Here is a 25678-nt window from a genome sequence, read left to right on the forward strand (position 1 = left end):
GAATGGCGCTGGAGATCAAGATCCTGGACTATGGCGATATCGAGCTGGAATCGAGCTTTCTGGTGCTCGGCCGCGACTGCGGCCGCACCCGCCGCGTCCTCACCCTCGGTTTCCTGATCCTCGGGGGGAAATATCCGGTCGTGGTCGACACCGGCTACCGCTCCAACCAGATCATGGAGACGCTGGGCATGCGGGGCTTGCAGTACCACGAGAACATGATCGAGAACCAGCTCGCGCGCCACGGCGTGCGCATGGGCGACGTCCGCTTCGTGTGCCACACCCATCTGCACATCGACCACGCCGGCAAGGACGATCTGTTCCCGATGAACACGACCGTCGTGCTCAACCGCAAGGAACTCGAGTATTCCGTCTCCGGCCTGATGCATCCGCAATATCCGGCGCCCGACATCAAGCACCTGATCGACCGGCTGCACACCAAGAGCGCGCTGCGCTTCCTCGACCTCGAGATCACCGGCCCGGTCGAGCTGATGCCCGGCGTCTATTGCGACGCGGCCAATGCGCATACGGAGGGCTCGATGAACGTCATCGTCGAGACCGCCGACGGGATTGCGACCATCTGCGGCGACGTGATCTACGATTTCAACGACCAGATCGTGACGCCCTTCAACGAGATCCACGATTGGGAGCCGCGCACGACGGGCAATCATGGCACCAGCAAGCGCGCCGAGAAAGCCTCGATCAAGAAGCTGCTGAGCAATTCGCGCTATCTGCTGCCGGTGCACGACCGCCCGGCCAAGATCGAAGGCGGCAACGTCGTCGGGCGCCTGCACGATCAGGTCCCCGGACCGATCGTGCAGTCCTTGCCCGCACGCAACTGGTTCCCGGCTTGAGATGATCTTGGGGATCGACCGATGACGCACGTCACCTTGCGAAGCGAATTCGAAACTTTGATCGACCCCTATGCGCCGGTCGCGCAGGTCGGCACCGGCTTTGACTTCACGGAGGGACCGATCTGGCATCCGGTCGATCACTATCTGCTGTTCTCGGACATGCCGGGTGACGTGCGCCGGCGCTGGGATGCGCGGCGCGGCGTGGCCGAGGTCAAGCGTCCCTCGAACAAGTGCAACGGCATGACCTATGATGCCGAGCTCAATCTGATCGTCTGCGAGCACGCGACCTCGTCGCTGATCCGCGAACGGCCGGACGGGCGGCGCGAGGTGCTGGCTTCGCACTTCCAGGGCCAGGAGCTGAACAGCCCGAACGACGTCTGCGTGCACTCCTCCGGCGCGATCTATTTCTCGGACCCTTGGTACGGCCGCATGCCGGTCTATGGCGTGGAGCGGCCGCGCCAGCTCGGCTTCCAGGGCGTCTATCGCTTCGTGCCCGGCGGCGAACCGAAGCTCGTGGTCGAGCGCAATCTGTTCGACCAGCCGAACGGCCTGTGCTTCTCGCCGGACGAGAAGCTGCTCTATGTCAACGACACCGTGCAGGCGCTGATCCGCGTCTTCGACGTCAACGCCGACGGCTCGCTGTCGAATGCGCGGGTGTTCGCAAGCGGCATCCGCTCCGAGCTCGAAGCCGGCCTGCCCGACGGCATGAAGTGCGATCAGCACGGCAATGTCTGGGTCACCGCGCCCGGCGGCGTCTGGGTCTATTCGCCGCGCGGCGAGCTGCTCGGCAAGGTCCGCGTGCCCGAGATGGTCGCCAACCTCGCCTGGGGCGGGCCGGATTTCCGCACGCTGTATCTGACCGCGACGCACTCGGTCTATGCGATCCCGACCAAGGTCGGTCCGCGGCATGAGCCTTATATGAGTGGCCGGCGAAGCGGCGGCGGCCAGGCGGCAAGCGCATCGCCGGCGGCGCCTATCCTCGCTGACGGCGACATGCGGCTTGATCCGCAGCGCTGCGCGATGATCATCCAGGATTTGCAGAACGACGTCATCATGGACGGCGGCGCGTTCGCCGAGTCCGGCGCTCCCGGTCATGCGAAACAGCAGCATGTCGTCGAGAATGTCCGCCGTCTCGCGGAGACCGCTCGGGCCCGCGGCGTCGCCATCATCCACGTCTGGTTCGTCGTCGAGCCGGGTGCGCCGGGTGTCACGCTGAACGCACCGCTGTTCGAAGGCCTCGTCGACAGCAAGGCGATGGTGCGTGGAAGCTGGGGCGCGGCGCCCGTCTCCGGCCTCGAGCCCCGGCCCGGCGATTTCGTCGTCGAGAAGATGCGGATGAGCGCGTGGGAGGGCACGCGGCTGGAGACAATCCTCAAGGCGACCGGGCGCGACATGATCATCAACACCGGTGCCTGGACCAACATGTCGGTCGAGCACACCGCCCGCACCGGGGCAGACAAGGGCTACTTCATGATCGTTCCCGAAGATTGCTGCTCGACCATGAACGCCGACTGGCACAATGCGTCGATTAATTTTGCCATGCAGAACGTGGCGATCGTCACGAGGGCGGATGCCGTCATCAGGGCGTTGGGATGAGCGGTGGCAAAGATTTTGCACCTCTCCTGCTCGCCGCGCCCTGACTCCGAGTCGAGTGCCGGCGCGCGCGTCTTTCTTGACGGCTTTCGCCAGGCCCGGCCGGACTGGGACCTCGATGTCGTGGACCTGTGGCGGGAGCGGATGCCGGAATTCTCAGGCCCCATCGCCGAGGCCAAATATGCACGGATGAACGGGCAAGCCTTCAACGACACGCAACGCGACAGCTTTGCCGAGGCCGAGCGAATGGCGCTGCGGTTTTCGTTGGCCGATCGCGTGCTGATCTCGACGCCGATGTGGAACTTCAGCATTCCCTACAAGCTCAAGCAGTGGTTCGACATCATCGTCCAGCCCGGGCTGACGTTTCGGTTCGACCCGTCACAGGGCTATCTCCCGCTGCTCAAGGATCGGCCGACGCTGGTGATTCTCGCCAGCGGCAGCGACTTCGCCACCGGCATGAACCGCGGCCGCATCGACATGGCAACGCCTTATCTGCGCGACATCCTGCGCTTCATCGGTATCGACAATGTCCGTTTCGTGCCGATCGGGCCAACCACGGGACCGCAACAGCCGATCGAGGCCGCGCGGGACAGGGCCCATCGACGGCTGGCCGCAATGGCCGCGACTTTCTGAGCGCTCGGAGCGTCGCCCCGTTTAGCGAGTCCCGATCTGCGCCGCGCCTTGCGCATCCCCTGATCGGGCCTGACGGTAGACGTGCCCCGGCTCGGCCCACAGGAAGCCATTCGAGAACGGCACGCCCGGATAGGCCGCGGCAAGCCGGCGATTTCCACCCTCGACATCGTCGCGACCGTCCAGCACGTCGCGAAAGGTCCTGGCGACGACGACCATGTCACAATCCTGCGGCGACAGGCGCAGTGATCCGACATTGCTCTCGCGCAAGAGGCCGGCCTCACCCAGCAGATTGGCACAGGTGTGCGACAGCGTCTGCACGCCGTTGATGGTCAGGAAGTCTTGCTGCTCCAGCGTGTTGAGGAGAAGACCATCCGGGTCCTTCTCGCAGACGAAGCGGCAATTGTCCTTGGTGAGCTTGTGAAGGCGCGCATGATAGCACCGCGCGGAGATGGCCAGCGGCACCCGGCCGAACGCGAACACTTCGATCGTGGCGTCGGGAACAGCCTTCGCGATCGTGGCCACCGAGGCCAGCGGCAATTCCGGCGGCAGGCAGATGCGCCTCGCCCCGCGTGCGGCGTGAAAGGCCGCGCTCGCTTCGTTGTAGATGTTGACGAACGGACCGATGGCGTGCGGCCGGCCTGCAAGCGCCCTGAGACAGGTCAGATCGTTGACCTCGACCACGGCGCCCTCGACCGCCGCGAGCTCCTCGGTCTGGCGGCGCTCGCGGCGCAGCGAGACCAGAATCAGCGAGCCCAGCAGCACCTGCTTGCCCGCGTTCTGCAGCCGTTCGACCACGGCCGGGATGTGATCTGCGAAGAACGGCGAGCGCTTCGAGCAGACGATCTCGCCGACGGACACGACGTCAACCGGCGCTTCATCGGCGATCCGGAAATAGAAGTCGCGCCAGCGTTCCGGCGCCCAATTGTACAGAACTGGACCGAGGCTGAGTTGCATCTTTCGGATCTCACATCGTCGAACGGATTAGCGCCAGGTCTTGCGATAGGCGCCAACCGTCGAGGCCTGACCTTCGGTGAACGGCTTCAGGCTCGCGATGTCGGCCTCGCTGCCGGTCTCGAGCGCGGCGAGCGCCTGGCGGAAGTGGCGCACCACGCTCTCGACATAGGCACGGCCGCGCTGGCGGCCCTCGATCTTGAGCGCGGTCACGCCGGCATCGCGCATGCCTTTAAGCAACGCCGTGGCGTCCAGGCTGACCGGGTCCTCGAAAATATAGCCGGAGCCCTGGGAGGTCGAGAAGCGGCCCTTGCACAGCGTCGGATAGCCCGCGGGCTCGCTCACGGCGAACCGGTTGATGGCGAAGCCACCGAGACTGGACTTCGTCCCCTCCGCGGTCTGTTCGTAGGTCACATGACTCGGCGGCGAACAGACGCCCTGCATGTTCGGCGACTTGCCGGTCGCATAGGACGACAGCGAGCAGCGCCCTTCGGCCATGACGCAGAGGCCGCCGAACACGAAGACCTCGGTCTCGCAGGCCGACTCCCGGGTGATCTCGGCGATCTCAGGCACGCTCAGGACACGCGGCAGCACGACGCGCCGCGCCCCGAAAGTCTCGGCGTAGAAGGCGATGGCATCGGGATTGGCGGCCGCAGCCTGCACCGAAACGTGCAGACGCTGGTTCGGATGGCGCCTTGCCGCATAGTCCATCAATCCGATATCCGCGAGGATCAGCGCATCGGCCCCCGCACTCGCCGCATCGTCCACCGCGCGATGCCAGATGTCGACGGCGGAGGCGCGCGGAAAGGTGTTGATGGCCACCAGGATCTTCGCGCCGCGGCCATGCGCCAGCGCGATCCCCTTGCGCAGCTCGTCGCGGCTGAAATTCAGCCCCGGAAAATTGCGCGCGTTGGTCTCGTCGTTGAAGCCGCAATAGATCGCATCGGCGCCGGCATCGATGGCGCTCTTCAACGCCGCCGGCGTGCCGGCAGGACAGATCAGCTCCATCATCTCGATTGCTCGCCCTGCCCCGTTGAACCGATCACATGACCGCGAGCGGCCTCGAAGGCCCGCCTCGCCGGCGCGCCCAGCGGGCCAAACAGCGAGGACAGCTCTTCGGCCAGATCGAGCTGGGCGTCGTCGATCGCATTGCGCAGCGCCAGCACTGCCTCGACATCGCCCTCGACCACGAGCTCGCGCGAGAACATCAGGGCATCGCCATCGACCTTGCCTTCGAGCAGCGCCAGCAGATTGGCGAGCGAGGCTGAGATCCGCGCATCCAGACCTCGCGGCAAGTCGCGCACCACGGACAGGCGCGGCGGCCTGGCCTCGACCACGAAGGCGAACGGCAGATCGATCGGCTTGATACCGAACCGCGCGCGCGCGTGATCACCGAGCCGGTCGAATATTGCGGGGTTACGCCGGTGGATCCCCTGCAGGACGCCGGCGAGAACGAGCTGCAGCGGCAGCAGAGGCAGGGGACGCATGGCCAAGGCGACAAGGGGCGGAATCGTCGGCAACGGGCCGGGCGATGCGGCGGACGGATCATTCATGGCCACACCTCTGGACGGATTGCACGCCGCTGTATTTGAGCGGGAACAATGAAGACCGAAAACAACCCGGCTAGCTCTGATTTTTTGGGAGCTCGTCCAGTTGCAACGTGATGTGCCGCGCTTTCGCGACCTGTCCGACTTCCTGCGCTTCATCGAAAGCCGGGGACAGTTGCGACGCATTCGCGAGAAGGTCTCCGTCGTCCACGAGATCACGGAGATCCACCGGCGTGTGCTCGGTGCGCACGGACCGGCATTATTGTTCGAGCAGCCCGTCAGGGCCGATGGCGACGCGTCGGAGATGCCGCTCCTCACCAACCTGTTTGGAACGGTCGAGCGGATCGCGTGGGGCATGGGCATCACGCCCGACCGTCTCGGAGAGCTCGGCGCGCTGATGGCCGAGCTCCGCGCGCCGCGACCGCCGCACGGCATCAGGGATGCTTTCGAGAAGATCCCGCTTGCGCGCGCCGCGCTGGCGACGCGCCCGCGCACACGCGCGGCGGCCCCGGTGCAGGACTGCGTCGCGATGGGGCCCGACGTCGATCTTGCAAGATTGCCGGTCCAGATCTGCTGGCCCGGCGAGCCGGCACCGCTGATCACCTGGCCACTCGTGATCACCGTGCCGCCGGAATCCGCGACGGCCGACCAGGAGGAGAATGTCGGCGTCTACCGCATGCAGGTGCTCGGCCGCGACCGCGCCATCATCCGCTGGCTCGCGCATCGCGGCGGCGCCAGGCATCACCAGCAATGGAAGGCGATCGGGCGCGACATGCCGGTCGCGATCGTCATCGGCGCCGATCCGGCCACGATCCTTGCCGCGGTGCTGCCGCTGCCCGAGACGCTGTCCGAGCTGCGCTTCTCGGGCATCCTGCGCGGCGAGCGGCCTGACCTCGCGCCATGCCTCACCGTCCCGCTCGCGATCCCGGCCGAGGCCGAAATCGTCATCGAGGGCTTCGTCTCCGCGACCGAAACCGCGCCCGAAGGACCCTATGGCGATCACACCGGGTATTATAATTCCGTCGAACAGTTCCCCGTGATGCGCGTGACCGCGATCACGAGCCGGCGCCAGCCCATCTACCTCTCGACCTTCACGGGCCGGCCGCCGGACGAGCCGTCGCGGATCGGCGAGGCGCTCAACCAGCTGTTCGTGCCGTTGATCCGGCAGCAATTCCCTGAGGTGACCGACTGCTGGCTGCCGCCGGAGGCCTGCTCCTACCGCATCGCGATTGCGGCCATTAAAAAGCGCTATCCCGGCCAGGCGCGGCGGCTGATGCTCGGCCTGTGGTCGATGCTTCCGCAGTTCAGCTACACCAAGCTGCTGATCGTGGTCGACGACGACATCGACATCCGCGACTGGCGTGCCGTGATGTGGGCGGTCTCGACGCGCAGCGATTCCTCGCGCGATCTCGTGACGCTCACCGACACGCCGATCGACTATCTCGACTTTGCCTCGCCGAAATCCGGGCTCGGCGGCAAGCTCGGCATCGACGCCACCACGAAGATTCCGCCGGAGACGGATCGGGAATGGGGCGTTCCGCTGGCCATGGATCCCGCCGTGGCCGCGCGTGTCGATGCGATGTGGGCCACACTCGGCCTGTCCGGCATGCCGGCACCGGACCTCACATGAGCGGGCGGCAAGGCATCATCATCGGCATCAGCGGCGCCTCGGGCGCCGCAATCGGCTTGCGCATCGTCGAGCTGCTGGCTGATGATCCAAACTACGCGGTTCATCTCGTGGTTTCGCCCGCGGCAGAGCGTACGCTGAGCGAAGAAGTCGGGCACGATGCGCTCGCGCGGCTGCGCGCCCTCGCCTTCCGCCACTATCTTCATTCCGACATCGGCGCCGCGATCGCCAGCGGCTCGTATCCGGTCGCGGGCATGATCGTGGCACCGTGCTCGATCCGTACGCTCTCGGCCATCGCCTGGGGGCAGCTCGACAACCTTCTGACGCGCGCGGCCGACGTGCAGCTCAAGGAACGGCGCCGGCTGGTATTGCTGGTCCGCGAGAGCCCGCTCCATCTCGGCCATCTCAGAGCGATGCTGCAAGCGACCGAGATCGGCGCGATCATCGCCCCGCCGATGCCGGCCTTCTATCTGAAACCACAGTCGCTGGATGAGGTGATCGACCAGATCGCCGCCCGGGCGATCAACCTGCTCGACCTGGCAAAGCTTCGCGCACCCGCAAGGACCTGGTCCGGCCCGGGCGGCGAAGGCGTCTAGCCGGCCGCCTCGCCGGATCAGTTCACCTCAGCAAAACCGAGCGACGCCTTGACGCCTGGCGAGATCATCCAGGGCTGCCAGGGCGGCTCGAACGTCATGGTGACGTCGACCGATTCCACGCCAGGAACCAGGCACGCGCTGTTGGCGACGCCCTCCTTGAGAAAGGATGCGGCGGGACAACCCGGCGTCGTCGCCGTCATGGTGATGTGCGCGGCGCCGTCGTCGATCGACACGTCATAGACGAAGCCGAGGTCGACGATGTTGTGCCCGAGCTCCGGATCGATCACGACCTTCAGCGCCTGCCTTATCTGAGCCACGAGATCGTCGTCGTTGATCGTCATGCGCAAACCCTCACGGTCAGTTGATAGGTGTCGTTCTGCGGTGTGAAGCCGCCGCGCCATTGATGGCCGCGCTTGGTCAGCTCCCGAAACAGGAAGACCGGTTCACGACTGAGCAAGGCGAAGAGGGTCTGCCCGGGGGCGAGCCGCTCCATTGCAGCCAGAATCCGGACCATCGGCTCCGGTGGATCGAGGTCGCGGTTGTCGAGATGAACCGCGGGCTCCGGCCAATCGCCACCACTCGCCGCCGCGGGCGCCGGTTCAGCCGCATCGGACGAACCGTCGTCCGGCAGAAACCGGATCTCCCATTCGCCGCCTTCGAGCTCGGCCTCCCGATGCGCAAAGCCCTTGCTCGCCATGACGTCGAACAGGGGAACCGGTTTGAAGGGGGCATAGAGCCGCAGCCCCTCCCCGGGCTCGAGCCGCGCGAGCGCGGCCATGATGATCGAGAACGGCTCGCCGCCTGCACGCAGGATCGGCCGGACATCGACGTCGATGAATTGGGTCATTGCAGTCTCCTTTCAGTTTCGCGAGACCAACAGATGGGGCACGACTGCTCCCGTCGGCAGGCGCAGCGGCTCCGACACGTCCGCAAGCCGCCTTGCCCTGATGAGCTCCTCGCCTAGGCCGAGCGTCGCAAGCGTCACGGCCGCGACGGCGACGCGGAAGCCGAGTGCCGCGTCGACCAGGAGCATCAAGGTTGCCGCCCAGCTTCCGGCAAAGAACAGCATGAACCATTTCAACGCGCGGCGCTCGTCAACGAGATCCTGCACGCGGGGCGTCGGCACTCTGCCCATCACCGGACCGTAGGTCTCGAGCCAGGTCAGGAACGGGACGATCTTGTAGAGATTGGCGAGCACGAGGCCAGTGAGCCAGCCGAACGCGACCAGGAACGCGAGCGCTCCGACATGCGATTGGAGAGAACCGGTCGCAAGGAAGACGGCGCCGAGGATTGCGACTGCGACGAGGCTCGCCAGCGCAACGAGGCTCATGCGCGTGTTGAGCTCGAGCGCGCGACGCTTGCGGGCTCTGTACAGGCCGAGCATGTCGCGGCCGTAGGCGATTAGCGACAGCAGCGCCGCGGCTCCTGCCAGCAGAAGCGCCAAATTCACCCCGGTCGCACGCCAGAGTGCGAGCACGCCGCCGACAGCTCCGACGGCCAGCGCGGCAATGCCGGCAAGCCAGGCCAGCCGGCCCAGCCGCGCGTCGCTGTCGGGCGCGAGCATGAACATCGCCAGCAGGCGATAGCTGACCCCCATGGCCGTGAAGGTCAGCCATCCGCCAAGCCCGGCAATGGCGTGGATCGGAACGCCCGACACCAGCAGGTCCGGCCATTGCGCGCCGATAGCGGTTCCGGACAGCACGAGAGAGAACATGCCGCCGAATGCCGCCGTGACGCAGATGCAGCCCAGCCCGGCTGCGACGAACCGCGCCGGCCCCGGCAGCGGACGGGCCGACCAGAGCGTCATGCCGAGATTGGCAACGACCAACGCGAAGCCGGCAATCAGCAGGCTCGCGCCGACCGGAAGCAGCCGGGGCGACCCGTTGAAGTGCCCGCCAAGCGTCAGGAAGCCCGCGAGCAGGATGGTCAGCCCAAGCGTCAGCAGCGCCAGAGCCGGCAGTGTCCAGCGCTCCGCATAGAGCGGCCTTGCGGCCAGCACCGGCACGAACTGGAACAGCGCGCCACACAGGACCGTGCTCAACCAGCCAATGCTAACCATGTGCACGATGACGAGCGTGTCCGGCCCGCCGATGTCGTGGTTCGGAAAGCCGAACCCGGCGACAACAAGCACTTCCGCGAGCAGCAGCCATACGATTGCGACCGCGAAGTAGCTGATGGCCCATTTACAGAGGCTGGTTCCAATCACGGCTTGCTTCCCATCGCGTGCAACACGAAACCCCGTGTCAGCACCCGAAAAGGTAAGCGGTTGCAGTCACGACCACTTTGTCGAGGCGCAAACTCCGGCGCCTTTCGCGACTGCCGACGTCAGCATCTGTTCAGGGCAAGACCAACTTCTTGCGGATCGCGTAGCGGACGAGCTCAGCGGTGGACGACATCCTGAGCTTGCGCATGGCCGAGGCGCGATGGGTCTCGACGGTCTTCACACTCAGTTTCAGGATGGAGCTGATCGACCTGTTGGTATGCCCCTCCGCGATCAGCTGGACCACGCTCTGCTCGCGTGAAGTCAGCAGCATGTCGGCCCGATTCTCCTTGTTGCCCTGGTAGTCGTGCAGCAGCCTCTCCAGCAGGATGCTGGTGAAGTAGGGCCTGCCGTCGAGCAGGGCCTCGATGGCGGAGATGAGGTGCTTGCGCGCGTCTGACTTGAACAGAAAGCCGCGCACCCCGGCCAGAATGGCTTCGGTCAGAAGCTCTTCGCTCTCGTGCATGGTCAGGATCAGGACCTGCGCGCCAAGGTGGAGTGCCTTGAGGCGGCGACTGACCTCCAACCCGTTCATGACCGGCATGGAGTAGTCAACGATCACGATGTCCGGCCTGGTCTCGAGCGCCAGCGCGACCGCCTGCTCGCCATCGGTCGCCACGCCGCTCACGATCCAGCTGGAATGCGCTTCGATGATTGCACGCAGCCCGGAACGCACAACTTCATGATCATCCGCAATCAAGATGCGTTTCACCGTGTCGTTCCCGTTGGCCGACCCTTGCGCTTCCGGGCCGATACCGGCAGCAAACCGGCAGCACAGTCGAACGATCATAGGGAGCGTGGCTGGAATCGTTATCCCACAAAACCCTGATATCTCCCGGCGAAGGTACCGACGCCCGTATTGCTCGCTAATATCGCCGTTTCACGCCTCGACCAGCCCGGTCCGAACGGCGTACCGGACCAGCCCCGCCGTCGAGTTCACCTCCAGCTTGCGCATCGCTGCTGCCCGATGGGCCTCGGTGGTCTTGACGCTGAGGTCGAGGATCGCACTGATGCCCTTGTTGCTGTATCCCTCCGCGACCAGCTTGACGACCAGTTGCTCGCGGGCCGTGAGTTCGTGATGCCGCTCGCCGTTGGTCCGCGGCGCATGGTCGAGTTCGGTCTTCCGGGGCCAGAACGGCCGGTGCAGCAACAAGGCTTCGACAGCTGCGACAAGCAGCTTGTTGGCGTCGGACTTCACCAGGAATGCACGCGCCCCCGCCTCGAATGCTTGCTGGGCAAGCAAGCCCGAATTGTGCACCGTGAAGATCAGCACCTCAGTCTGCAGCGGATACTCTCTGATCCGCCGCGCCACCTCGACACCGGTCATGCGCGGCATCGAGAAGTCGACGATGGCGACATGGGGCCGGCTTTCGATCGCGGCTGCTACCGCCATGCCGCCGTCATTCACCTCGGCGACCACCTCCCAATCCACCCGTTGCTCGAGCACCGCCCGCAAGCCCGACCGTACCGCCTCATGATCGTCCGCGATAAGAATTCGCTTCATGGCAGAGCACTCCGAATCCGCATCGGCGATGGACCGTGACCCCGGCCCGCCGCCCCGCAGTTAGTGTTTTTTCGCTGATTGTGCGCCTGCGCGGGCCCTTGCATTTGTCGTGGCCCCGCGGCGATTGGCCCTGTTCGCCGAGGGAGCATAGGGAAATACTGCACACAGCACCGTGCCGGCATGCCGGGGCGCGCGACTGGACTGGATATCGAGCGTACCCCCGATCTCGTGCAGCCGTGCTTGCATCGCCGGAATTCCGACACCAACAGAGACCGCGCTCCTGCCGAAACCCGGCGGGAGCCCACGTCCATTGTCGCTGAGCGTCAGGTGAAACCGGCCGTCCGCGGTGTCGATAACGATGGCCACCTCGGTCGCGTTCGCATGACGGAAGACGTTCGTCAGCGCTTCCTGGACGACCCGCAGCAACGTTCGTTTCGTCTCGTAAGGCAACCGATCCACATCCGGCACGATGTTGACACTCGCGCGCAACGACGTGCGCGCCGCAAATCCCTCAGCGTACCGCTCGATCGCAGCCTTCAGGCCCTCACCGGCGAGGTTCCGGGGATGCAGCAGATAGGCAAAGGCGCGGATTTCCCGGAGGGCTTCATCGATCGATGCATCGATTTCGTCGCAGAGCCGCTCGGCCAAATCCGGTTCGCCGATGCTGCCTCGGATCCGCATGAGACCGAGACTCGCGGCAATCAGGTGCTGGCAGGTCGAATCGTGGAGATCGGACGCTATCCGCTGCTGGATGCCTTCCTGGATCGATACCAGGCCGAGGTTCACGTCGAGCCCGTTGCCCTGTCCGACCCCGCTCTCGAACGCGCGGCTGCGCAGGGCGCGGTGGCTGCCGATCAAGCGAACCGCACCACCACACGAAGATTGAACGACCGGAGTTACTACCGTTTCGACGTTCCGGGGCGAGCCGCCGAACGCGAGACGCTGCCGGATCCTGATTTCCGCTCCTTCCGCAACGCACGCCCCCAGCGCCTGGCAGACGATTCTAGCGTCGTCTGCGTTCATGCAATCGAACACATCCATGTCGTAAACGTCTTCCGGCGAGAGACCGAGCCGGGACCCGAACTCCGGATTGATCGCCTCATAGACGAAGCGCCCTTCAGGAGACGGGCGCACGACGAAGAGGAGATCAGCCGAAAACGTCCAATAGAGCGCTTCGATCGATTGTTCCGAACCTGTCCGAAGCCAGTTCCCGAGGCCGGTTCGATGCGACTCGCTGGCGGGGGAGACATGTACCTTCACGATACGCACTCACTCTTCTCCGGCGACATCGCGACGCTGACAACAGCATCACCCGTGTCCGCTCGCCTGTTCGGGGACATGTCCCCTCGCCGGCCCGCGGCGCCTTGGAGCCGATCCAATTATACACCCTGGAATCGCCCCACAACAAGAGGTAGCATTTCCTTAGGATTAAAATCTCGAATCCGCGACGCGGCGTCTGCGCTGCGCGGCGAAGCGGTTCGCGTCCTGCGCAAGCGCTCGAATTTGGCGCAACAGAGATTAAAAATGCGGAATTCCGAGACAGCGAACTCCCGCGCCGATAGGCGGCCATGCCTACCAACGTAGCGAGGCGCTAGCGGCTGCCGCCACCATTTGCGCCGGACTTCCTCCTGCGTTCCGTCCTTGCCTTTGGAGCTGTCGGAGGCGGCGCAATCTGCAGGGGATGCGATGGCAGCGTCAAACGGTTTGTCGCAGCATCGTCCCGAAGCGCATCGGTATCAAGACGCTGGCTTCGATCGACGGCATCGCGTGGATCGGCGGCGGCAAGGGATACCGCCGCTATGCCCACAACAATGCCGATCAACAGCGACAAGCCTCTTGCGTGCATCGATCGGATACCTCTCAGAATGCGAAATCCAGACGAGGGCCGATGCGAACGTCCCTGTATCGCCGTAGCGGCACGTTCGACGTTCGAGCCTCGTACAGCACGGTCGTCGTGAGCGACACATTGCTCGCAAAATTATACTTCAGGCCGACGTCTGCCGAATAGAGCTGATCGCGCCGCCCGCTATTGAGCCCATCGGTGAACCAGTAAGCCTCGAACAGTGGCGTGCTGACAATCGACCATTTGGAATCGAGCTTGACCTCGATACCGAGCACGGCGTCGAAGCGCCAGCGGCGCGCCTCCGCCAGGTCGGAAAATCGATAGGTCAGGAGCAGCAACGGCGAAAACGTCGCGTTGTCGAAGCGGAAGTCACGCGCAACCGAGCCCATCACATCGTTCGAGGTGAAGGCCAGGTCGCGGTAGATACCGTCAAAATCGTAGCGATGCTCGTAAATGGCGGAGAAACGCCAGCCGTCCCAGTTTTGGGTCAGGCGCCCGCCCATCCGCGCGACGGCAAAGTTGCCGTCCTTCTCACGCGAAAACGCTTCATATTGCGCGCGTGCATAGAGGCGGTACGACAGGTCGTTGCTAAGGTTCCCGTCCAGCCGGACGCTCACGTCGGGCACGTAGTAAACATCCGACTTGCGGTTGTCCCGGGTAAACAGGGCGTTGTCGGTGAAGGTGGGCGCGATGGAACCGACGACGCTCCAGGATGGTGCGGAGGTGTACAGTACAGGGGCCGCGATCGTCTTGAACTCGGTGACATCAAGGTCGGCTGCACCTGCGGTGCTTGCGCCGAACAGACCAAAGATCGGCAGAAGAATTCTGGACCTTCGCATGGCGTCCCTCGATGGCTGTCGCGTGCATCGGGATTCGCGTCAGGCTGTGACACGATTGTGGCGTGTTAATGTTATTCGATTAAATCATGGGTTGATGAGATCGATTATCGCTTCGCAAACAGCCGCAAGGGCCGCTGCTGCGGGCCTAATAGTCGACTGCGTCCCTGATGATCGGACAGGTCATGCAATGACCGCCGCCGCGACCACGTCCGAGTTCCGCGCCAACGATGGTGATGACCTCGATGCCTTCCTTGCGCAGCAGCGTGTTGGTGTAGGTGTTGCGGTCATAGGCGAACACGACGCCAGGGGATGCGCAGACGAGATTGGCACCGCTATCCCACTGGGTACGCTCGCGCATATAGGCATTTCCGCCCGTCTCCACCACGCGCAGCTTCTTCAGCCCAAGCGCCTCTGCCACGACCTCGACGAAGGGCTTTTCATCCTTCCGCAGTTCGATGCCTGCGGAGCTGTCGGCTGGACGGTAGGAAAATGCCGCGATATTGTTGACGATGTCCGGATAAAGCAGCACGCAATCGCGATCGGCGAACGTGAAGACCGTATCCAGATGCATCGCCGCTCGAAGCTTGGGCATGGCGGCCACGATCACGCGCTCGGCCGCCTTCTTCTTGAACAGGGCGGCAGCGAGCTGGCTGATGGCCTGCCGCGAGGTGCGCTCGCTCAATCCGATCAGCACGTTGCCCTTTCCGATCGGCATCACGTCGCCGCCCTCGAGCGTCGCAAGACCGTGATCCTGTGTCGGATCGCCCCACCAGACATTGACCTTGCCGGCGAAATCCGGATGGAACTTATAGATCGCGGCGGCGAGGATAGGCTCTTCGTGGCGCGCCGGCCAGAACAGCGAATTCAGCGTAACCCCTCCGTAGATCCAGCAGGTCGTATCGCGCGTGTACAGGGTGTTGGGAAGCGGCGGCAGAAGATACTCGGTCATGCCGGCCGCTTCGCGGATGAGCCTGAGCGTCTCGCCGCCGCGGGCTTCGGGAAAGTCCTGGGTCGACAATCCGCCGATCAGCGTCTCCGCCAGCTCGCGCGGCTTGAGGCTCTCCAGATAGGCGCGCAGCTCGTCAATCAGGCCGAGGCCGACCTGATTGGGAATCACCTGATTGTCGAGAATCCACGTCCTCGCCTCCGGAATGGCGACCGTGTCGGCGAGGAGATTGTGCATCTCGACGACTTCGATACCGCGGTCACGCATCTTCTGCACGAAATCGAAATGATCGCGCTTGGCATTGTCGACCCATAGGACGTCGTCGAACAGCAAGGTGTCGCAGTTCGTCGGCGTCAGACGTTGATGAGCCCGCCCCGGCGAACAGACCAGCACCTTGCGCAGCTGGCCGACTTCCGAATGAACACCGAAGGAAATCCCTGCATCCGATGTCTGCTTTGTCATGGGGCCTATCTCCGGAACCGCTCCGTTCAGATCGTGATGTAGCCGGTGGCCAGGCCATGAATGCCGATGACCGCGCCGATCGCAACGACAATGAAGATGATCCACTCGACGAAGGTGAAGACTCTCGCCTTTTGCTCGAGGCGTGCCCATAAATACAGTGCCGTGCCGGGCGCGTAGAGGATGGCCGACAGCAGCAGATATTTCATTCCGGCCGCATAGATCAGGAAGAGCGTGTAGATCAGCGCAATTCCGGTAAAGACCAGCCCGCTTCGACGCTCGTCCGGACGCTTCTCATAGGTCTCGCCCCGCTTGACCAGCAGGAGCCCGTAGGCCGCGACCAGGAAAAACGGGATCAAATTCATGACGCTCGTCAGATTGAGCATCAGCGAGAAGGCGTCCCGCGACCAGTAGGTGCTGATGACGAAGAGCTGGACGACGATGTTGGTCAGCCACAGCGCCGCCGCCGGGACCTTGTTCTCGTTCTCGGTGCCGAACAGGGCCGGCATATCCCTGGTGCGGCCCGCGGCCGAAAGAACTTCGGTGCAGATCAAGCTCCAGGCGAGATAAGCCCCGAGCACCGAAACCAGAAGTCCGATGCTGACGAAGACCGCGCCCCAATGTCCCACCACGGCCTCCAGCACCGCTGCCATGGACGGCTGACGCATGTCGGCGATGTCGGGACGCGGCAGCACGGCGTAGGGCAGCATGGTGACGAGCACCATCAGGCTGGTCACCATCACAAAGCCGATGATCGTCGCCGCGCCGACATGGGATCGCTCCTTGGCATAGCGGGAATAGACGCTGGCGCCCTCGATCCCGAGGAACACGAACACCGTGACCAGCATGGTCGCGCGGATCTGCTCGAAGAGGCCCTTGTCCGGCATGCCCTCGCCGCCCCAGAAATTGTCGCGGAACTGGTCGGCCTTGAAGGCGAAGATCAGGATGACGATAAAGACCAGGATCGGCACGATCTTGGCAATGGTCACGATGGTGTTGATCGCGGCGGCCTGTTGCACGCCACGCAGGATCATGAAGTGGAAAAGCCAGATCCCGATCGAGGCAACGATGATCGCGATGACGGTATTGCCGTCACCAAACACAGGAAAGAACGCGCCCAAGGTCGACTTGATCAGGACCCAATACGACACGTTGCCAATGCAGCTTCCCATCCAATATCCAAGCGCCGACAAGAAGCCGGGATAATCGCCGAAACCTGCTTTCGCATAGGCGTAGACACCAGCATCGAGTTCAGGCTTTCGCTCCGCCAACGACTGAAACACGCGCGCCAGCGTGTACATGCCACCGCCGGCGATGCACCAGGCTAAGATGGCGCCGAATGGACCGGTTGCGATGCCGAATGTGCGCGGCAGTGAGAAGATGCCGGAACCGACCATGGAGCCGACCACCATGGCCGTCAGAGCAAACAGCGAGAGCTTCTGGATCGACGGCGTCGCGCTCATGTGAAGGCCTCGAACCGCGAGTGATGGTTGGCGTTGCGGCCGCTTCGCTCGCTGCGACCCGGACGATGCGCCGTGGGGCACGCATGGCCAATCAGGTGATTACCTAGTCGAGGTCCGGGATTACCCTCACCGCCCACGCGCTCTCAGGCCGCGGACGAAGAGCCGGACGCTTCGGCCTGCTCCTTTCCGCCGAACCAGGCGACATACAGTGTCGGCAGGAAGACCAGGGTCAGACCGGTCGCAACCAGCAGGCCGCCCATGATCGCAAAGGCCATTGGCCCCCAGAACACCGTCGGAGCAATCGGGATCATGCCGAGAACGGTGGAGATGGCCGTCAGCATGATTGGACGAAAGCGGGAACTGCTGGCGTCCACCGCGGCCAGCCAGGGCCCCTTCCCCAGTGAACGCTCCGCCTCGATCTGACCGATCAGGATGACCGCGTTCTTGCTGATCATGCCGAGCAGCGCAAGCACACCGAGAATGGCGACGAAGCCCAACGGCCGCCCCGACAACAGCAGCGCTGCGACGACGCCGATCAGACCGAGCGGCGCAACACTGACGACCATCAACAATCGCGGAAAGCTCTGCAACTGGGCCATCAGGACCGTGAACATGACTAACAGCATCACAGGCACCACCGCCATGACGGACGCCTGCGAATTCCGGCTTTCCTCCACCGTGCCACCGACCACGACGCGGTATGAAGCCGGCAGCGCCGCCTTCAGCTTTGCCATGGCCGCGGCCTGCCTGTTGACGACCGTCTCCGGCAGCACGCGGTCGGCAATGGCGGCCCGAACCGTGAGCGTGGGCACGCGATCTCGTCGCCAGATCAGAGGAAACTCCTGATCGTACTCGAACGATGCAAACTGGCTCAGTGGAACGGTTCGCCCGCCCACGATCGGCATCTGCAACGTGCGCAAGCTCGCCAGCGAGACGCGCTGTTCGTCGGTTGCGCGGACCACCACATCGACCAGGTAGATATCGTCCCGCACCTGCGTGACCGGCGTGCCGGATATCACGGTGTTCAGAACGGTGGAAATCGTCTGCGAACTGAGGCCGAGAAGGCGGGCCTCGTCCTGGTTGACGCGAATCCGCACCTGGCGATCGGGCTCCATCCAGTCGAAATTCACGCTCTTGGCGGCCGGATCGGCCCCGACGATCCGTGCGACCTCGAGCGCGATGTCGCGCACCCGCTCGACGTCCGGACCGCTGACGCGATACTGCAGTGGCCATCCGACCGGGGGACCGAGGCCGAGCGGAGACACCGACGAGATCGCGTTCGGAAACTCGTCGGCGAGGAATCGTTCCAGCTTGCCGTGGAGCCGCTCACGCGCCCCCATGTCTCTGGCGACGACGACCGCCTGCGTGAAGAAGTCGTTCGGCAATTCGACGCTGAGCGGCAGATAGAACCGGATCGCACCGCGCCCGACATTGGTGCTCCAATGCGCGACATCGGGATCGCCCGTGAGCATCTTGTCCAGACGCTTTGCCGCGGTTTCGCTGGCAAAAATCGATGCATTCTGCGGCAGGCTGAGATCGACCAGCAGTTCCGGCCGATCGGAGGACGGAAAGAACTGTTGCGGGACGAGCGGCAGCGCGAGCACGGAGGCGGCGAACAGCGCGGCCGTCCCACCGAGGGTCAACCACTTGGCGCGGATCGCCGATATCAGGAATCGTCGATACAGCCGGAACACCCGTCCGGGAGTCGTAGCGCCCTTCTGCGTTGGCGGGACAAGGATGGCAACGCCGAGCAGTGGCGCGAAGATCACCGCGACGAACCAGGACGCCAGCAGCGCGATCGCGACCACTGCGAACAGCGAGAACGTGTATTCGCTCGCGGCACTGGCGGCAAAGCCGACTGGAATGAAGCCCGCGATTGTCACGAGCGTCCCCGCAAGCATGGCAAGCCCGTGGGTCCGGAACGCGTAGCTGGCGGCCTCGACCTTGCTGTCGCCCAACGCCAGGCGAATGAGCGTGGCATCCGTCGTCGTCATGGCGTCATCGACCAACAGGGCAAGCGCAATGATCAGGGCGCCGAGCGATATGCGCTGCATGTCGATGTGAAGGACCGCCATGACCGGAAACACGATCGCGAGCGTGAGCGGGATCGCCAGCGCGATGATCAGACCCGGACGAACACCGAGGCTGATGAAGCTCACGACCAGAATGATGGCGATCGCCTGCAACAACGAGGTCATGAACTCGCCGACCGCTTTGCCCACGACGACGGCCTGGTCGGCCACCAGGCTCGGCTCGATCCCGATCGGCAGATCAGCGGTGATCCGCGCCATCGCCGCCTTGACGTTCTTGCCGAGCGCAAGGATGTCGCCGCCGTCGCGCATGGCAATGGCAAGCCCGATCGCCGGACGGCCATTGATCCGGAACAGTAACTGAGGTGGATCGGCGTAGCCCCGCCGCACCATCGCAAGGTCGCTCAGGCGCAGCATGCGACCGCCAGCGGCGAAGTTGATATCGGCAATGTCCTGCTCGGACAGGAAGCTGCCCGACACCCGCAGCGATGTCCGCTCGGTGCCGGTCTGAATCGTTCCCGCCGGCATCACGATGTTCTGCGCGCGCAACGCCGCGATCAGGGCCGTGCGATCGACGCCGAGATTTGCAAGTTCCTGCTTGGAGAACTCGACGAAGATCACTTCCTCCTGTGCGCCGAGCAGCTCGATCTTCGCGACATCCGGCACAGCCAGGAGCTGCGAACGGATTGCCTCGACCCGGTCACGCAACTCGCGTTGCGCAAAGCCGTCGCTGGTGAAGCCGTAGACGATGCCAAAGGTGTCGCCGAAATCGTCGTCGAAGAACGGCCCGACGACACCGGCAGGCAGCGTATGGCGAATGTCGCCGATCGTCTTCCGCACGTGATACCAGGTATCGGAGACATCCCGCGCATTGGCGCTTCCCTTGAGGTTCACGAAGATGGTCGTGAGGCCTGGACGGGTGAAGCTGCGCAGGAAATCCAGATGCGGGGTCTCCTGCAATTGGCGCTCGAGGCGCTCGGTCAGCTGCTTCATCGTCTCGTCGGCCGTCGCCCCCGGCCAGACGGCATGAACGATCATGGTCCGGATCGTGAACGCCGGATCCTCGTTCCGGCCCAGCCGGAAATATGACAGGACGCCGGCGGCCACCGCTATCAGCATGAGGTAGACGACCAGCGAGCGTCGCCCCAGTGCCCATTCCGAAAGGTTGAATCCGCTCATCGCCCCGACCCGAGCACGCGCACCTTCTGGCCTGGATGAAGTGCCTGAACGCCTGCAGTCACGACGATCTCGCCGGCATCAAGCCCTTGCGCGACGATCACCTGCGCCTGGTCGAACCGCAGCACGTCGACGTTCCGCACTGAGACCGTATTGGCCGAGGGATCGAAGACCCAGACGGCCGGCTGTTGATTCATCCTGGTCAGCGCGGTTGCGGGAATGCCGATCATCGGGCCGGACCTCGCCTCGGCGCGCCCGACCACGGTCGCCCCGAGCCGCATCGCAGCCGGCGGATCGGTAAGGCCCACCTTGACCTCGAAGGTCCGCGTGACCGGGTTGGCCTGGGCGGCGACCTGCCGGACGCGCCCTTGCGCCGTCACTGCCGGATCGTCCGTGAGCGCGACCGTGACCTGCAGATTGGCAGGCGCCGCTCTCACCAGTTGGGCGGGCACATCGAAGACCGCATCGCGACCGTCCTGGCGAGCGATCTTCGCGATCGTCTGCCCGGCCTGGACGACCTCGCCGGCGGCGGGGCCGGTTTCGGTGACCTTGCCCGGCGCATCGGCGCGCAGCTCGGTAAAGCCGACCTGATCGTGGGCTGCGCTCAACTGGGCTTCGGCCATATCGAGCTGCGATTGGGCGGTCTGCTGCGCCAGCGTCGCGGCTTCGAAGTTGGCGCGGGTGGTCCAGCCCTGCGCCAGCAGCGTCTGCTGACGCTCGAAATGATTGCGGGCCTGAGTGAGCTGGCCTTGCGCCGCGGCAAGCGCCGCCTGCGCCTGGCGTAGCGCGTTCGCTTCGTTCTGCGATTCCAGTTGCGCCAGAAGCTGGCCGGCCTGGACGCGATCACCAAGCCGGGTGTTGTTCGAAAGCAGCCGCCCGCCGGTTCGAAATGCGATGCTTACCTCGTCCTCCGCCTCGATACGCCCCGTAAACGTGAACGGCGTCAACTGCTCGCGCTTCTCGACCGTGGTCGTGCGAACCGGACGTGGCGCCGGGGACGTATCCTCCACCGGGTCCCTTTCACAGGCGGCAACCAGCAGCGTGGTGACCGCTGCGACAAGCGCGATGTTCAGCGGCCGCATCGGCATGACTTGATCATCGGTCAACTGCTCCGCTGACGATCTTGTCGATAGATCATCTCCCTTCCATCGGTAAATCTACTGAGCATCACAGATGCGATCGTGGTCCGGAGAACCTTCCAGCAGCGGTCAGAAGATTCCCAGGGCAACGTCAGGCAATCACCCGATACCGGGGACGCCGCAAGCGGTGCATTAAGGCTGCACCTGCTCCCGCCGCGGCGCTCTCGCCAAAGCAGCAGGTGGCAAGGGAACCGGCCGCTCAGGCTCCGAATGATTCACACGACCTTAGGAGGATCGACATGAGAAAGCTGGCTTTGCTGTCCGCCGCCATCTTCATTGCGCTCAGCGCGATGGGCCCATCGACGCCCGTACAAGCGCAGGATCTGGCATGGTGCTCGAAGATCAAGGGAATGCTCAACTGCATGTATGAGACCCGTTCCCAATGCCGCGCATCGGTGAGCGGACGGCAGGGCACCTGCGTGCAGAATCGCCGCCGCTGACGGCAGCGCCCAGTCCGATATCGGCCGGGCGGCGTAAATGACGTGCTGCTGGTTGTCGTACGCCACCCGGATTCGGCCTGAATGCCGCAACTGTGCCTGCCCCATCGGGACATTCCTCCGCCAACGTCCGGGGTTTCCTCCAATCGCGGCGGGTCTCCTTGCACGGTAGCTTCGACTGCTCCGGTTCGCATTTGGATCAACGGGAGGTGTCAATGTCCGATCTTGTCGCGATCGTGTATCCGTCGGAAGCAAAGGCAGAAGAAGTGCGCCAGCAGCTATTCAAGCTGCAGAAGGAATATCTGATCACAATCAGCGACGCCGTGATCGCCGTGAAGACGGACGCGGGCGGCATCAAGCTCAATCAACTCGTCAATACCACTGCGATGGGCGCAATGACGGGAAGCTTCTGGGGCCTTCTCATCGGCGTCCTGTTCCTGAACCCAATCCTCGGAGTCGCGGTGGGCGCCGCGTCCGGCGCGCTCGGCGGCGCGCTCTCGGACTTCGGCATCGACGACGCCTTCATGAAGAGCTTGTCGACCAGCCTCCAGCCCGGCAACGCGGCCTTGTTCGTCTTGATCAAGCACATGACGGCGGACAAGGTGATCAACGAGATCAAGAGCGCCGGCGGCGTCGTGCTCAAGACGTCACTCGACGAGACGAAGGAAAAACTCCTCCGCGATGCGCTGACGAGTGCAGTAGAGCGGCCAGCGGCCTGAAGCCGCCGTTCCTCCCTGTCTCAGCGCCGGCCGCCCGCAAGCCGCAGCAGCATCATGAAGAGGTTGATGAAGTTCAGATAGAGCGACAGCGCCGCGATGACCGACTTGCGACCCGCAGCGGTATGGTCATCCGCGCTGTCGTACATCGCCTTGATACGCTGCGTGTCGTAGGCCGTAAGCCCGGCAAATACGCCGACGCCAACGATCGAGATCAGCCAGTCAAGTGCGCTCGAGGACAGAAAGATGTTGATCAGGCTTGCGATGATGACGCCGATCAACCCCATGAACAGGAACGTGCCCAGCCCGGAGAGATCGCGTCGCGTCGTATACCCGAAGGCGCTGAGCGCTCCGAAACTCGCGGCCGCAATGAAGAAGACCCGGGCAATCGACGAGTTCGTGTAGATGTGGAACAACGTCGAGAGCGATACGCCGACCAAGGCGGCGTAGAGGAAGAACAGCAGCCGCGCCGTCGACACGGACAGCGTATTGATGCGCGAGCCGATGAAGAAAACCAGCCCCAGCGGCGCCAGAATGAAGACCCACATCAATGGGCTCTGCAGCAGCTCCGGGCCGGTGAGCTGATAGGTCAGCCAGGCCACGACGGCGGTCAAGCCGACGCCCGCGGCCATGTGTGCGTAGATGCGCAGCATATATTCATGCAGGCCAGCGTCCACCGCAGACGCGCCGCCAGCCGACTCTGCCGCAGCCAGGTTCTGATCGAAATTTGACACATCCGCCTCCTCTGGACTTCGCCGGGGCGACGACGCTAATCCTCGGGCTTCCGGAACGGCATCGGACAATCACCCGAATGCCGCCCGTGGAAATTACCCTCTGTCGCAACAGCGGGCATCGCAGAGATGCCGCACATTACCGATGCGAGAGCTTGGAACGACGTCTAAGCCCTTTGGCGTATGCTCCTTACGGCTTTGTCACTTGGAAGCCGGGGCGGGTCGCGATCTAACCCATGCCATGCGCTTCTTCTTTCACATCGCCGACAGATACGGCCTCTTTCCCGACGGGATCGGACAGGACTGCCGAGATCAGGATGCAGCCATCCTGCACGCCAGACGCCTTGCCGCCGAGCTCGCCAAGGCCGGTGAATTCTGCCGCGGCAGCGTCGTGCTTGTGGCCAGCCCGCCGCAGACGGCATGCGGAGCCCCGGGCGGCGGCTGATTTTTCTGCCCTCACCACCTACAGAGAATCCCTGATGTGCGCATGCGGCAGACACTTCTAAGGTCGTCCGCAGGGGGCGGTCGGCAGATGCGACCATCGCCGCGTTGCGGATTGGGAGACCATTCTCCGTCATGGCGTCTTCGTCGAACGAGGCCAATCAAGAGCTTTCGCGCAACGCGTTGATCGCGCTTGTGATCGGATCGATGGTGGGATCCGGCATCTTCGCCCTGCCTGCGGCGTTCGGGCGTGCCACCGGCGCCTTCGGTGCGATCATCGCATGGATCATCGCAGGGACGGGCATGCTCATGCTGGCGCTCGTTTTCCAGTCGCTGTCGCAGCGCAAACCGGAGCTGGATGCCGGCATTTATGCCTACGCCAAGGCCGGATTCGGCGACTACATCGGATTCGCGTCGGCGGCCGGCTACTGGATCGGCTGCTGTCTTGCCGACGTCGCTTGTCTCATTCTGATCAAGGCCACACTCGGGCAGTTCTTTCCGATCTTTGGCGACGGCACGACGCCGACGGCCATTGCATCGGCGACACTGCTTTTGTGGAGTGTGCACTTTCTCGTGCTGCGGGGCATCAGGGGCGCGGCCAGGCTCAACACGATTGCAACCTTCGCAAAGATCGTTCCGATACTCCTGTTCATCGTCGTGGCCGCGTTCGTCCTCGATCGCGACCTGTTGGTGCAGAATTTCTGGGGAACTGAGCCGCCCAATCTCCAGCAGGTGCTGAGCCAGGTGCGCTCTACGATGCTGCTTACCGTATTCGTGTTCGTCGGCGTCGAGGGCGCGAGCGTCTATTCGCGCTACGCCAGGAATCGCGCCGACATCGGCATTGCGACGGTGGTGGGCTTCTTGAGCGTTCTCTGCCTGCTCGTCCTGGTGACGCTGCTGTCCTACGGCGTGTTGCCGCGGAGCGAGCTGGCGGATCTTTCGACGCCGTCGATGGCAGGCGTGATGGAATCAATGGTCGGGCGCTGGGGCAGCGTGTTCATCAGCCTGGCCCTGTTGATCTCGATCCTCGGCAACTATCTGTCCTGGTCGCTGCTCGCCGCGGAGATCCTGCATTCGGCGGCGATGCACCACACGATGCCGTCCTTTCTCGCGCGTGAGAATGCGAACAAGGTTCCTGTCGGTGCGCTCTGGCTGACCAACTGTGTGATCCAGGCGTTTCTGCTCGTCAGCTGGTTCGCCGAATATGCCTTCACGCTCGCACTGAAGATGACGAGCGCGATGACGCTGATTCCCTACGTTCTCGTCGCGGCCTATGGCCTCAAGCTCGCATCGACCGGCGAGACCTATTACGCCGGCGAGCGCGCCCGCACGACCGATTGGATCCGCGCCGCCGTCGCGACGCTCTACGCCGCCGCGATGATCTACGCCGGCGGACCAAAGTTTCTCCTGCTGTCCTCGATCCTCTACGCGCCCGGAACCTTGCTGTTCCTGATGGCCAAACGCGAGCGCAAGGAAAGCACATTCACGAGAACCGAAGCCATCCTGTTTGCGGCGGTCGCAATCGCGGCGGGCGGTGGAGTCTATGGGCTCGCCGTCGGTGCCATTTCGATCTGACCCAGCGTCTTTGATTGTAGGGAGGCGAACATGAACATGACGATCACGCGTTGCAGCTTGCTCCTTGCCGGGTTGCTGGCCGTCGCGGCGCCGCCCACCGTCACGCTCGCGCAATCGAAAGACGACAGCGCGGCGATGGCAAAGCAGATCGGGACCGCCACATCCAAAAAGGAGGCGCCCCCGAACACAAACACCAATCCAACAAAGCACCGGTACTGGCGTCATCGCGGCGGCAGACACCCGCATTATGGCAGCCGCCGCCTTCGCACCTGAGACATCCTAGTGGCCCCTTCAATGGATCAACCTGACAGCGATTCCGGC

At 64.0% G+C, this 25678-nt stretch carries 25 protein-coding genes; 10 read left to right on the forward strand and 15 right to left on the reverse strand.

The window, feature by feature from the left end; translation table 11 throughout:
• The first annotated feature begins 2 nt into the window (after positions 1–2).
• The 3 genes from XI03_RS31545 to XI03_RS31555 are packed head-to-tail and all read left to right on the forward strand — an operon-like array spanning position 3 to position 3077.
• Complete coding sequence (locus XI03_RS31545; protein ID WP_028143774.1) at positions 3–851, forward strand: N-acyl homoserine lactonase family protein; 849 nt, start codon at positions 3–5, stop codon at positions 849–851.
• A gap of 21 nt (positions 852–872) precedes the next feature.
• Positions 873–2447: an isochorismatase family protein gene (locus XI03_RS31550; protein ID WP_271594286.1), complete on the forward strand. Its 1575-nt coding sequence runs from the start codon at positions 873–875 to the stop codon at positions 2445–2447.
• Between the two features lie 3 nt (positions 2448–2450).
• Positions 2451–3077 carry an FMN-dependent NADH-azoreductase gene (locus tag XI03_RS31555; protein ID WP_038973245.1) on the forward strand — a complete coding sequence of 209 codons (627 nt, stop codon included), beginning with the start codon at positions 2451–2453 and terminating at the stop codon, positions 3075–3077.
• A gap of 21 nt (positions 3078–3098) precedes the next feature.
• Here the strand turns inward: XI03_RS31555 and ubiV are convergent, their stop codons facing one another.
• Genes ubiV through ubiT form a run of 3 tightly spaced genes read right to left on the reverse strand, consistent with a single transcriptional unit; the run spans position 3099 to position 5581 of the window.
• Positions 3099–4031 (reverse strand): ubiquinone anaerobic biosynthesis protein UbiV, encoded by a 933-nt coding sequence (gene ubiV / locus XI03_RS31560; protein WP_271594287.1) that lies wholly within the window; start codon positions 4029–4031, stop codon positions 3099–3101.
• A gap of 27 nt (positions 4032–4058) precedes the next feature.
• Positions 4059–5036 (reverse strand): ubiquinone anaerobic biosynthesis protein UbiU, encoded by a 978-nt coding sequence (gene ubiU, locus XI03_RS31565; RefSeq protein WP_028143778.1) that lies wholly within the window; start codon positions 5034–5036, stop codon positions 4059–4061.
• Positions 5036–5581, reverse strand: coding sequence for a ubiquinone anaerobic biosynthesis accessory factor UbiT (gene ubiT, locus XI03_RS31570; protein ID WP_271594288.1), 546 nt, complete (start codon positions 5579–5581; stop codon positions 5036–5038). Before ubiT ends, ubiU begins: the two co-directional genes overlap by 1 nt.
• Positions 5582–5681: 100 nt before the next feature.
• Between ubiT and XI03_RS31575 the strand changes: the two genes are divergently transcribed.
• The gene (locus tag XI03_RS31575; protein WP_271594289.1) at positions 5682–7205 is read left to right on the forward strand and encodes a UbiD family decarboxylase; all 1524 of its coding nucleotides are present in this window, start codon (positions 5682–5684) and stop codon (positions 7203–7205) included.
• Positions 7202–7798, forward strand: coding sequence for a UbiX family flavin prenyltransferase (locus XI03_RS31580; protein ID WP_038973247.1), 597 nt, complete (start codon positions 7202–7204; stop codon positions 7796–7798). The genes XI03_RS31575 and XI03_RS31580 overlap by 4 nt, the downstream gene beginning before the upstream one ends.
• Positions 7799–7815: 17 nt before the next feature.
• Here XI03_RS31580 and XI03_RS31585 read toward each other — a convergent pair whose 3' ends face one another.
• The 11 genes from XI03_RS31585 to XI03_RS31635 all read right to left on the reverse strand — a co-directional run bounded on the left by XI03_RS31585 (position 7816) and on the right by XI03_RS31635 (position 21406).
• The gene (locus XI03_RS31585) at positions 7816–8139 is read right to left on the reverse strand and encodes a metal-sulfur cluster assembly factor (protein WP_038949673.1); all 324 of its coding nucleotides are present in this window, start codon (positions 8137–8139) and stop codon (positions 7816–7818) included.
• Complete coding sequence (locus XI03_RS31590) at positions 8136–8645, reverse strand: DUF2249 domain-containing protein (RefSeq protein ID WP_271594290.1); 510 nt, start codon at positions 8643–8645, stop codon at positions 8136–8138. Before XI03_RS31590 ends, XI03_RS31585 begins: the two co-directional genes overlap by 4 nt.
• Before the next feature lie 12 nt (positions 8646–8657).
• Entirely contained in the window at positions 8658–10004 is a 1347-nt protein-coding gene (locus tag XI03_RS31595) for a hypothetical protein (RefSeq protein WP_271594291.1), read from the reverse strand.
• Between the two features lie 130 nt (positions 10005–10134).
• Positions 10135–10770, reverse strand: coding sequence for a response regulator (locus XI03_RS31600; protein WP_028143785.1), 636 nt, complete (start codon positions 10768–10770; stop codon positions 10135–10137).
• Between the two features lie 168 nt (positions 10771–10938).
• Positions 10939–11562: a response regulator gene (locus XI03_RS31605; protein ID WP_018318087.1), complete on the reverse strand. Its 624-nt coding sequence runs from the start codon at positions 11560–11562 to the stop codon at positions 10939–10941.
• A gap of 60 nt (positions 11563–11622) precedes the next feature.
• Entirely contained in the window at positions 11623–12831 is a 1209-nt protein-coding gene (locus tag XI03_RS31610; RefSeq protein ID WP_271594292.1) for a sensor histidine kinase, read from the reverse strand.
• A 591-nt stretch (positions 12832–13422) separates the two neighbouring features.
• Complete coding sequence (locus XI03_RS31615) at positions 13423–14244, reverse strand: outer membrane beta-barrel protein (RefSeq protein ID WP_271594293.1); 822 nt, start codon at positions 14242–14244, stop codon at positions 13423–13425.
• Positions 14245–14389: 145 nt separating this feature from the next.
• Positions 14390–15652, reverse strand: a complete 1263-nt coding sequence (gene arcA / locus XI03_RS31620; RefSeq protein WP_212475519.1) for an arginine deiminase — start codon at positions 15650–15652, stop codon at positions 14390–14392.
• Between the two features lie 26 nt (positions 15653–15678).
• Positions 15679–17112 (reverse strand): basic amino acid/polyamine antiporter, encoded by a 1434-nt coding sequence (locus XI03_RS31625; RefSeq protein WP_095426983.1) that lies wholly within the window; start codon positions 17110–17112, stop codon positions 15679–15681.
• A gap of 143 nt (positions 17113–17255) precedes the next feature.
• Complete coding sequence (locus XI03_RS31630) at positions 17256–20321, reverse strand: efflux RND transporter permease subunit (protein ID WP_271594294.1); 3066 nt, start codon at positions 20319–20321, stop codon at positions 17256–17258.
• Positions 20318–21406: an efflux RND transporter periplasmic adaptor subunit gene (locus XI03_RS31635; RefSeq protein ID WP_271594295.1), complete on the reverse strand. Its 1089-nt coding sequence runs from the start codon at positions 21404–21406 to the stop codon at positions 20318–20320. Before XI03_RS31635 ends, XI03_RS31630 begins: the two co-directional genes overlap by 4 nt.
• Positions 21407–21696: 290 nt before the next feature.
• Between XI03_RS31635 and XI03_RS31640 the strand changes: the two genes are divergently transcribed.
• Positions 21697–21897: a DUF3551 domain-containing protein gene (locus XI03_RS31640; RefSeq protein ID WP_152102550.1), complete on the forward strand. Its 201-nt coding sequence runs from the start codon at positions 21697–21699 to the stop codon at positions 21895–21897.
• A gap of 212 nt (positions 21898–22109) precedes the next feature.
• Positions 22110–22613, forward strand: coding sequence for a DUF1269 domain-containing protein (locus tag XI03_RS31645; RefSeq protein ID WP_028143792.1), 504 nt, complete (start codon positions 22110–22112; stop codon positions 22611–22613).
• 20 nt (positions 22614–22633) lie between these two features.
• Here the strand turns inward: XI03_RS31645 and XI03_RS31650 are convergent, their stop codons facing one another.
• Complete coding sequence (locus XI03_RS31650) at positions 22634–23344, reverse strand: Bax inhibitor-1/YccA family protein (protein WP_271594319.1); 711 nt, start codon at positions 23342–23344, stop codon at positions 22634–22636.
• 238 nt (positions 23345–23582) lie between these two features.
• Between XI03_RS31650 and XI03_RS31655 the strand changes: the two genes are divergently transcribed.
• The 3 genes from XI03_RS31655 (at position 23583) to XI03_RS31665 (ending at position 25630) form a co-directional block, all read left to right on the forward strand.
• Complete coding sequence (locus tag XI03_RS31655) at positions 23583–23786, forward strand: DUF6894 family protein (protein WP_028143794.1); 204 nt, start codon at positions 23583–23585, stop codon at positions 23784–23786.
• Between the two features lie 131 nt (positions 23787–23917).
• A complete protein-coding gene (locus tag XI03_RS31660) occupies positions 23918–25357 on the forward strand; it encodes a basic amino acid/polyamine antiporter (RefSeq protein WP_271594296.1) in 1440 nt (479 codons plus the stop codon).
• Between the two features lie 30 nt (positions 25358–25387).
• Positions 25388–25630 carry a hypothetical protein gene (locus XI03_RS31665; protein WP_038949682.1) on the forward strand — a complete coding sequence of 81 codons (243 nt, stop codon included), beginning with the start codon at positions 25388–25390 and terminating at the stop codon, positions 25628–25630.
• The last annotated feature ends 48 nt before the right edge of the window (positions 25631–25678 follow it).

The organism is Bradyrhizobium sp. CCBAU 65884 (assembly GCF_028128835.1).
Lineage (GTDB): Bacteria > Pseudomonadota > Alphaproteobacteria > Rhizobiales > Xanthobacteraceae > Bradyrhizobium > Bradyrhizobium ottawaense.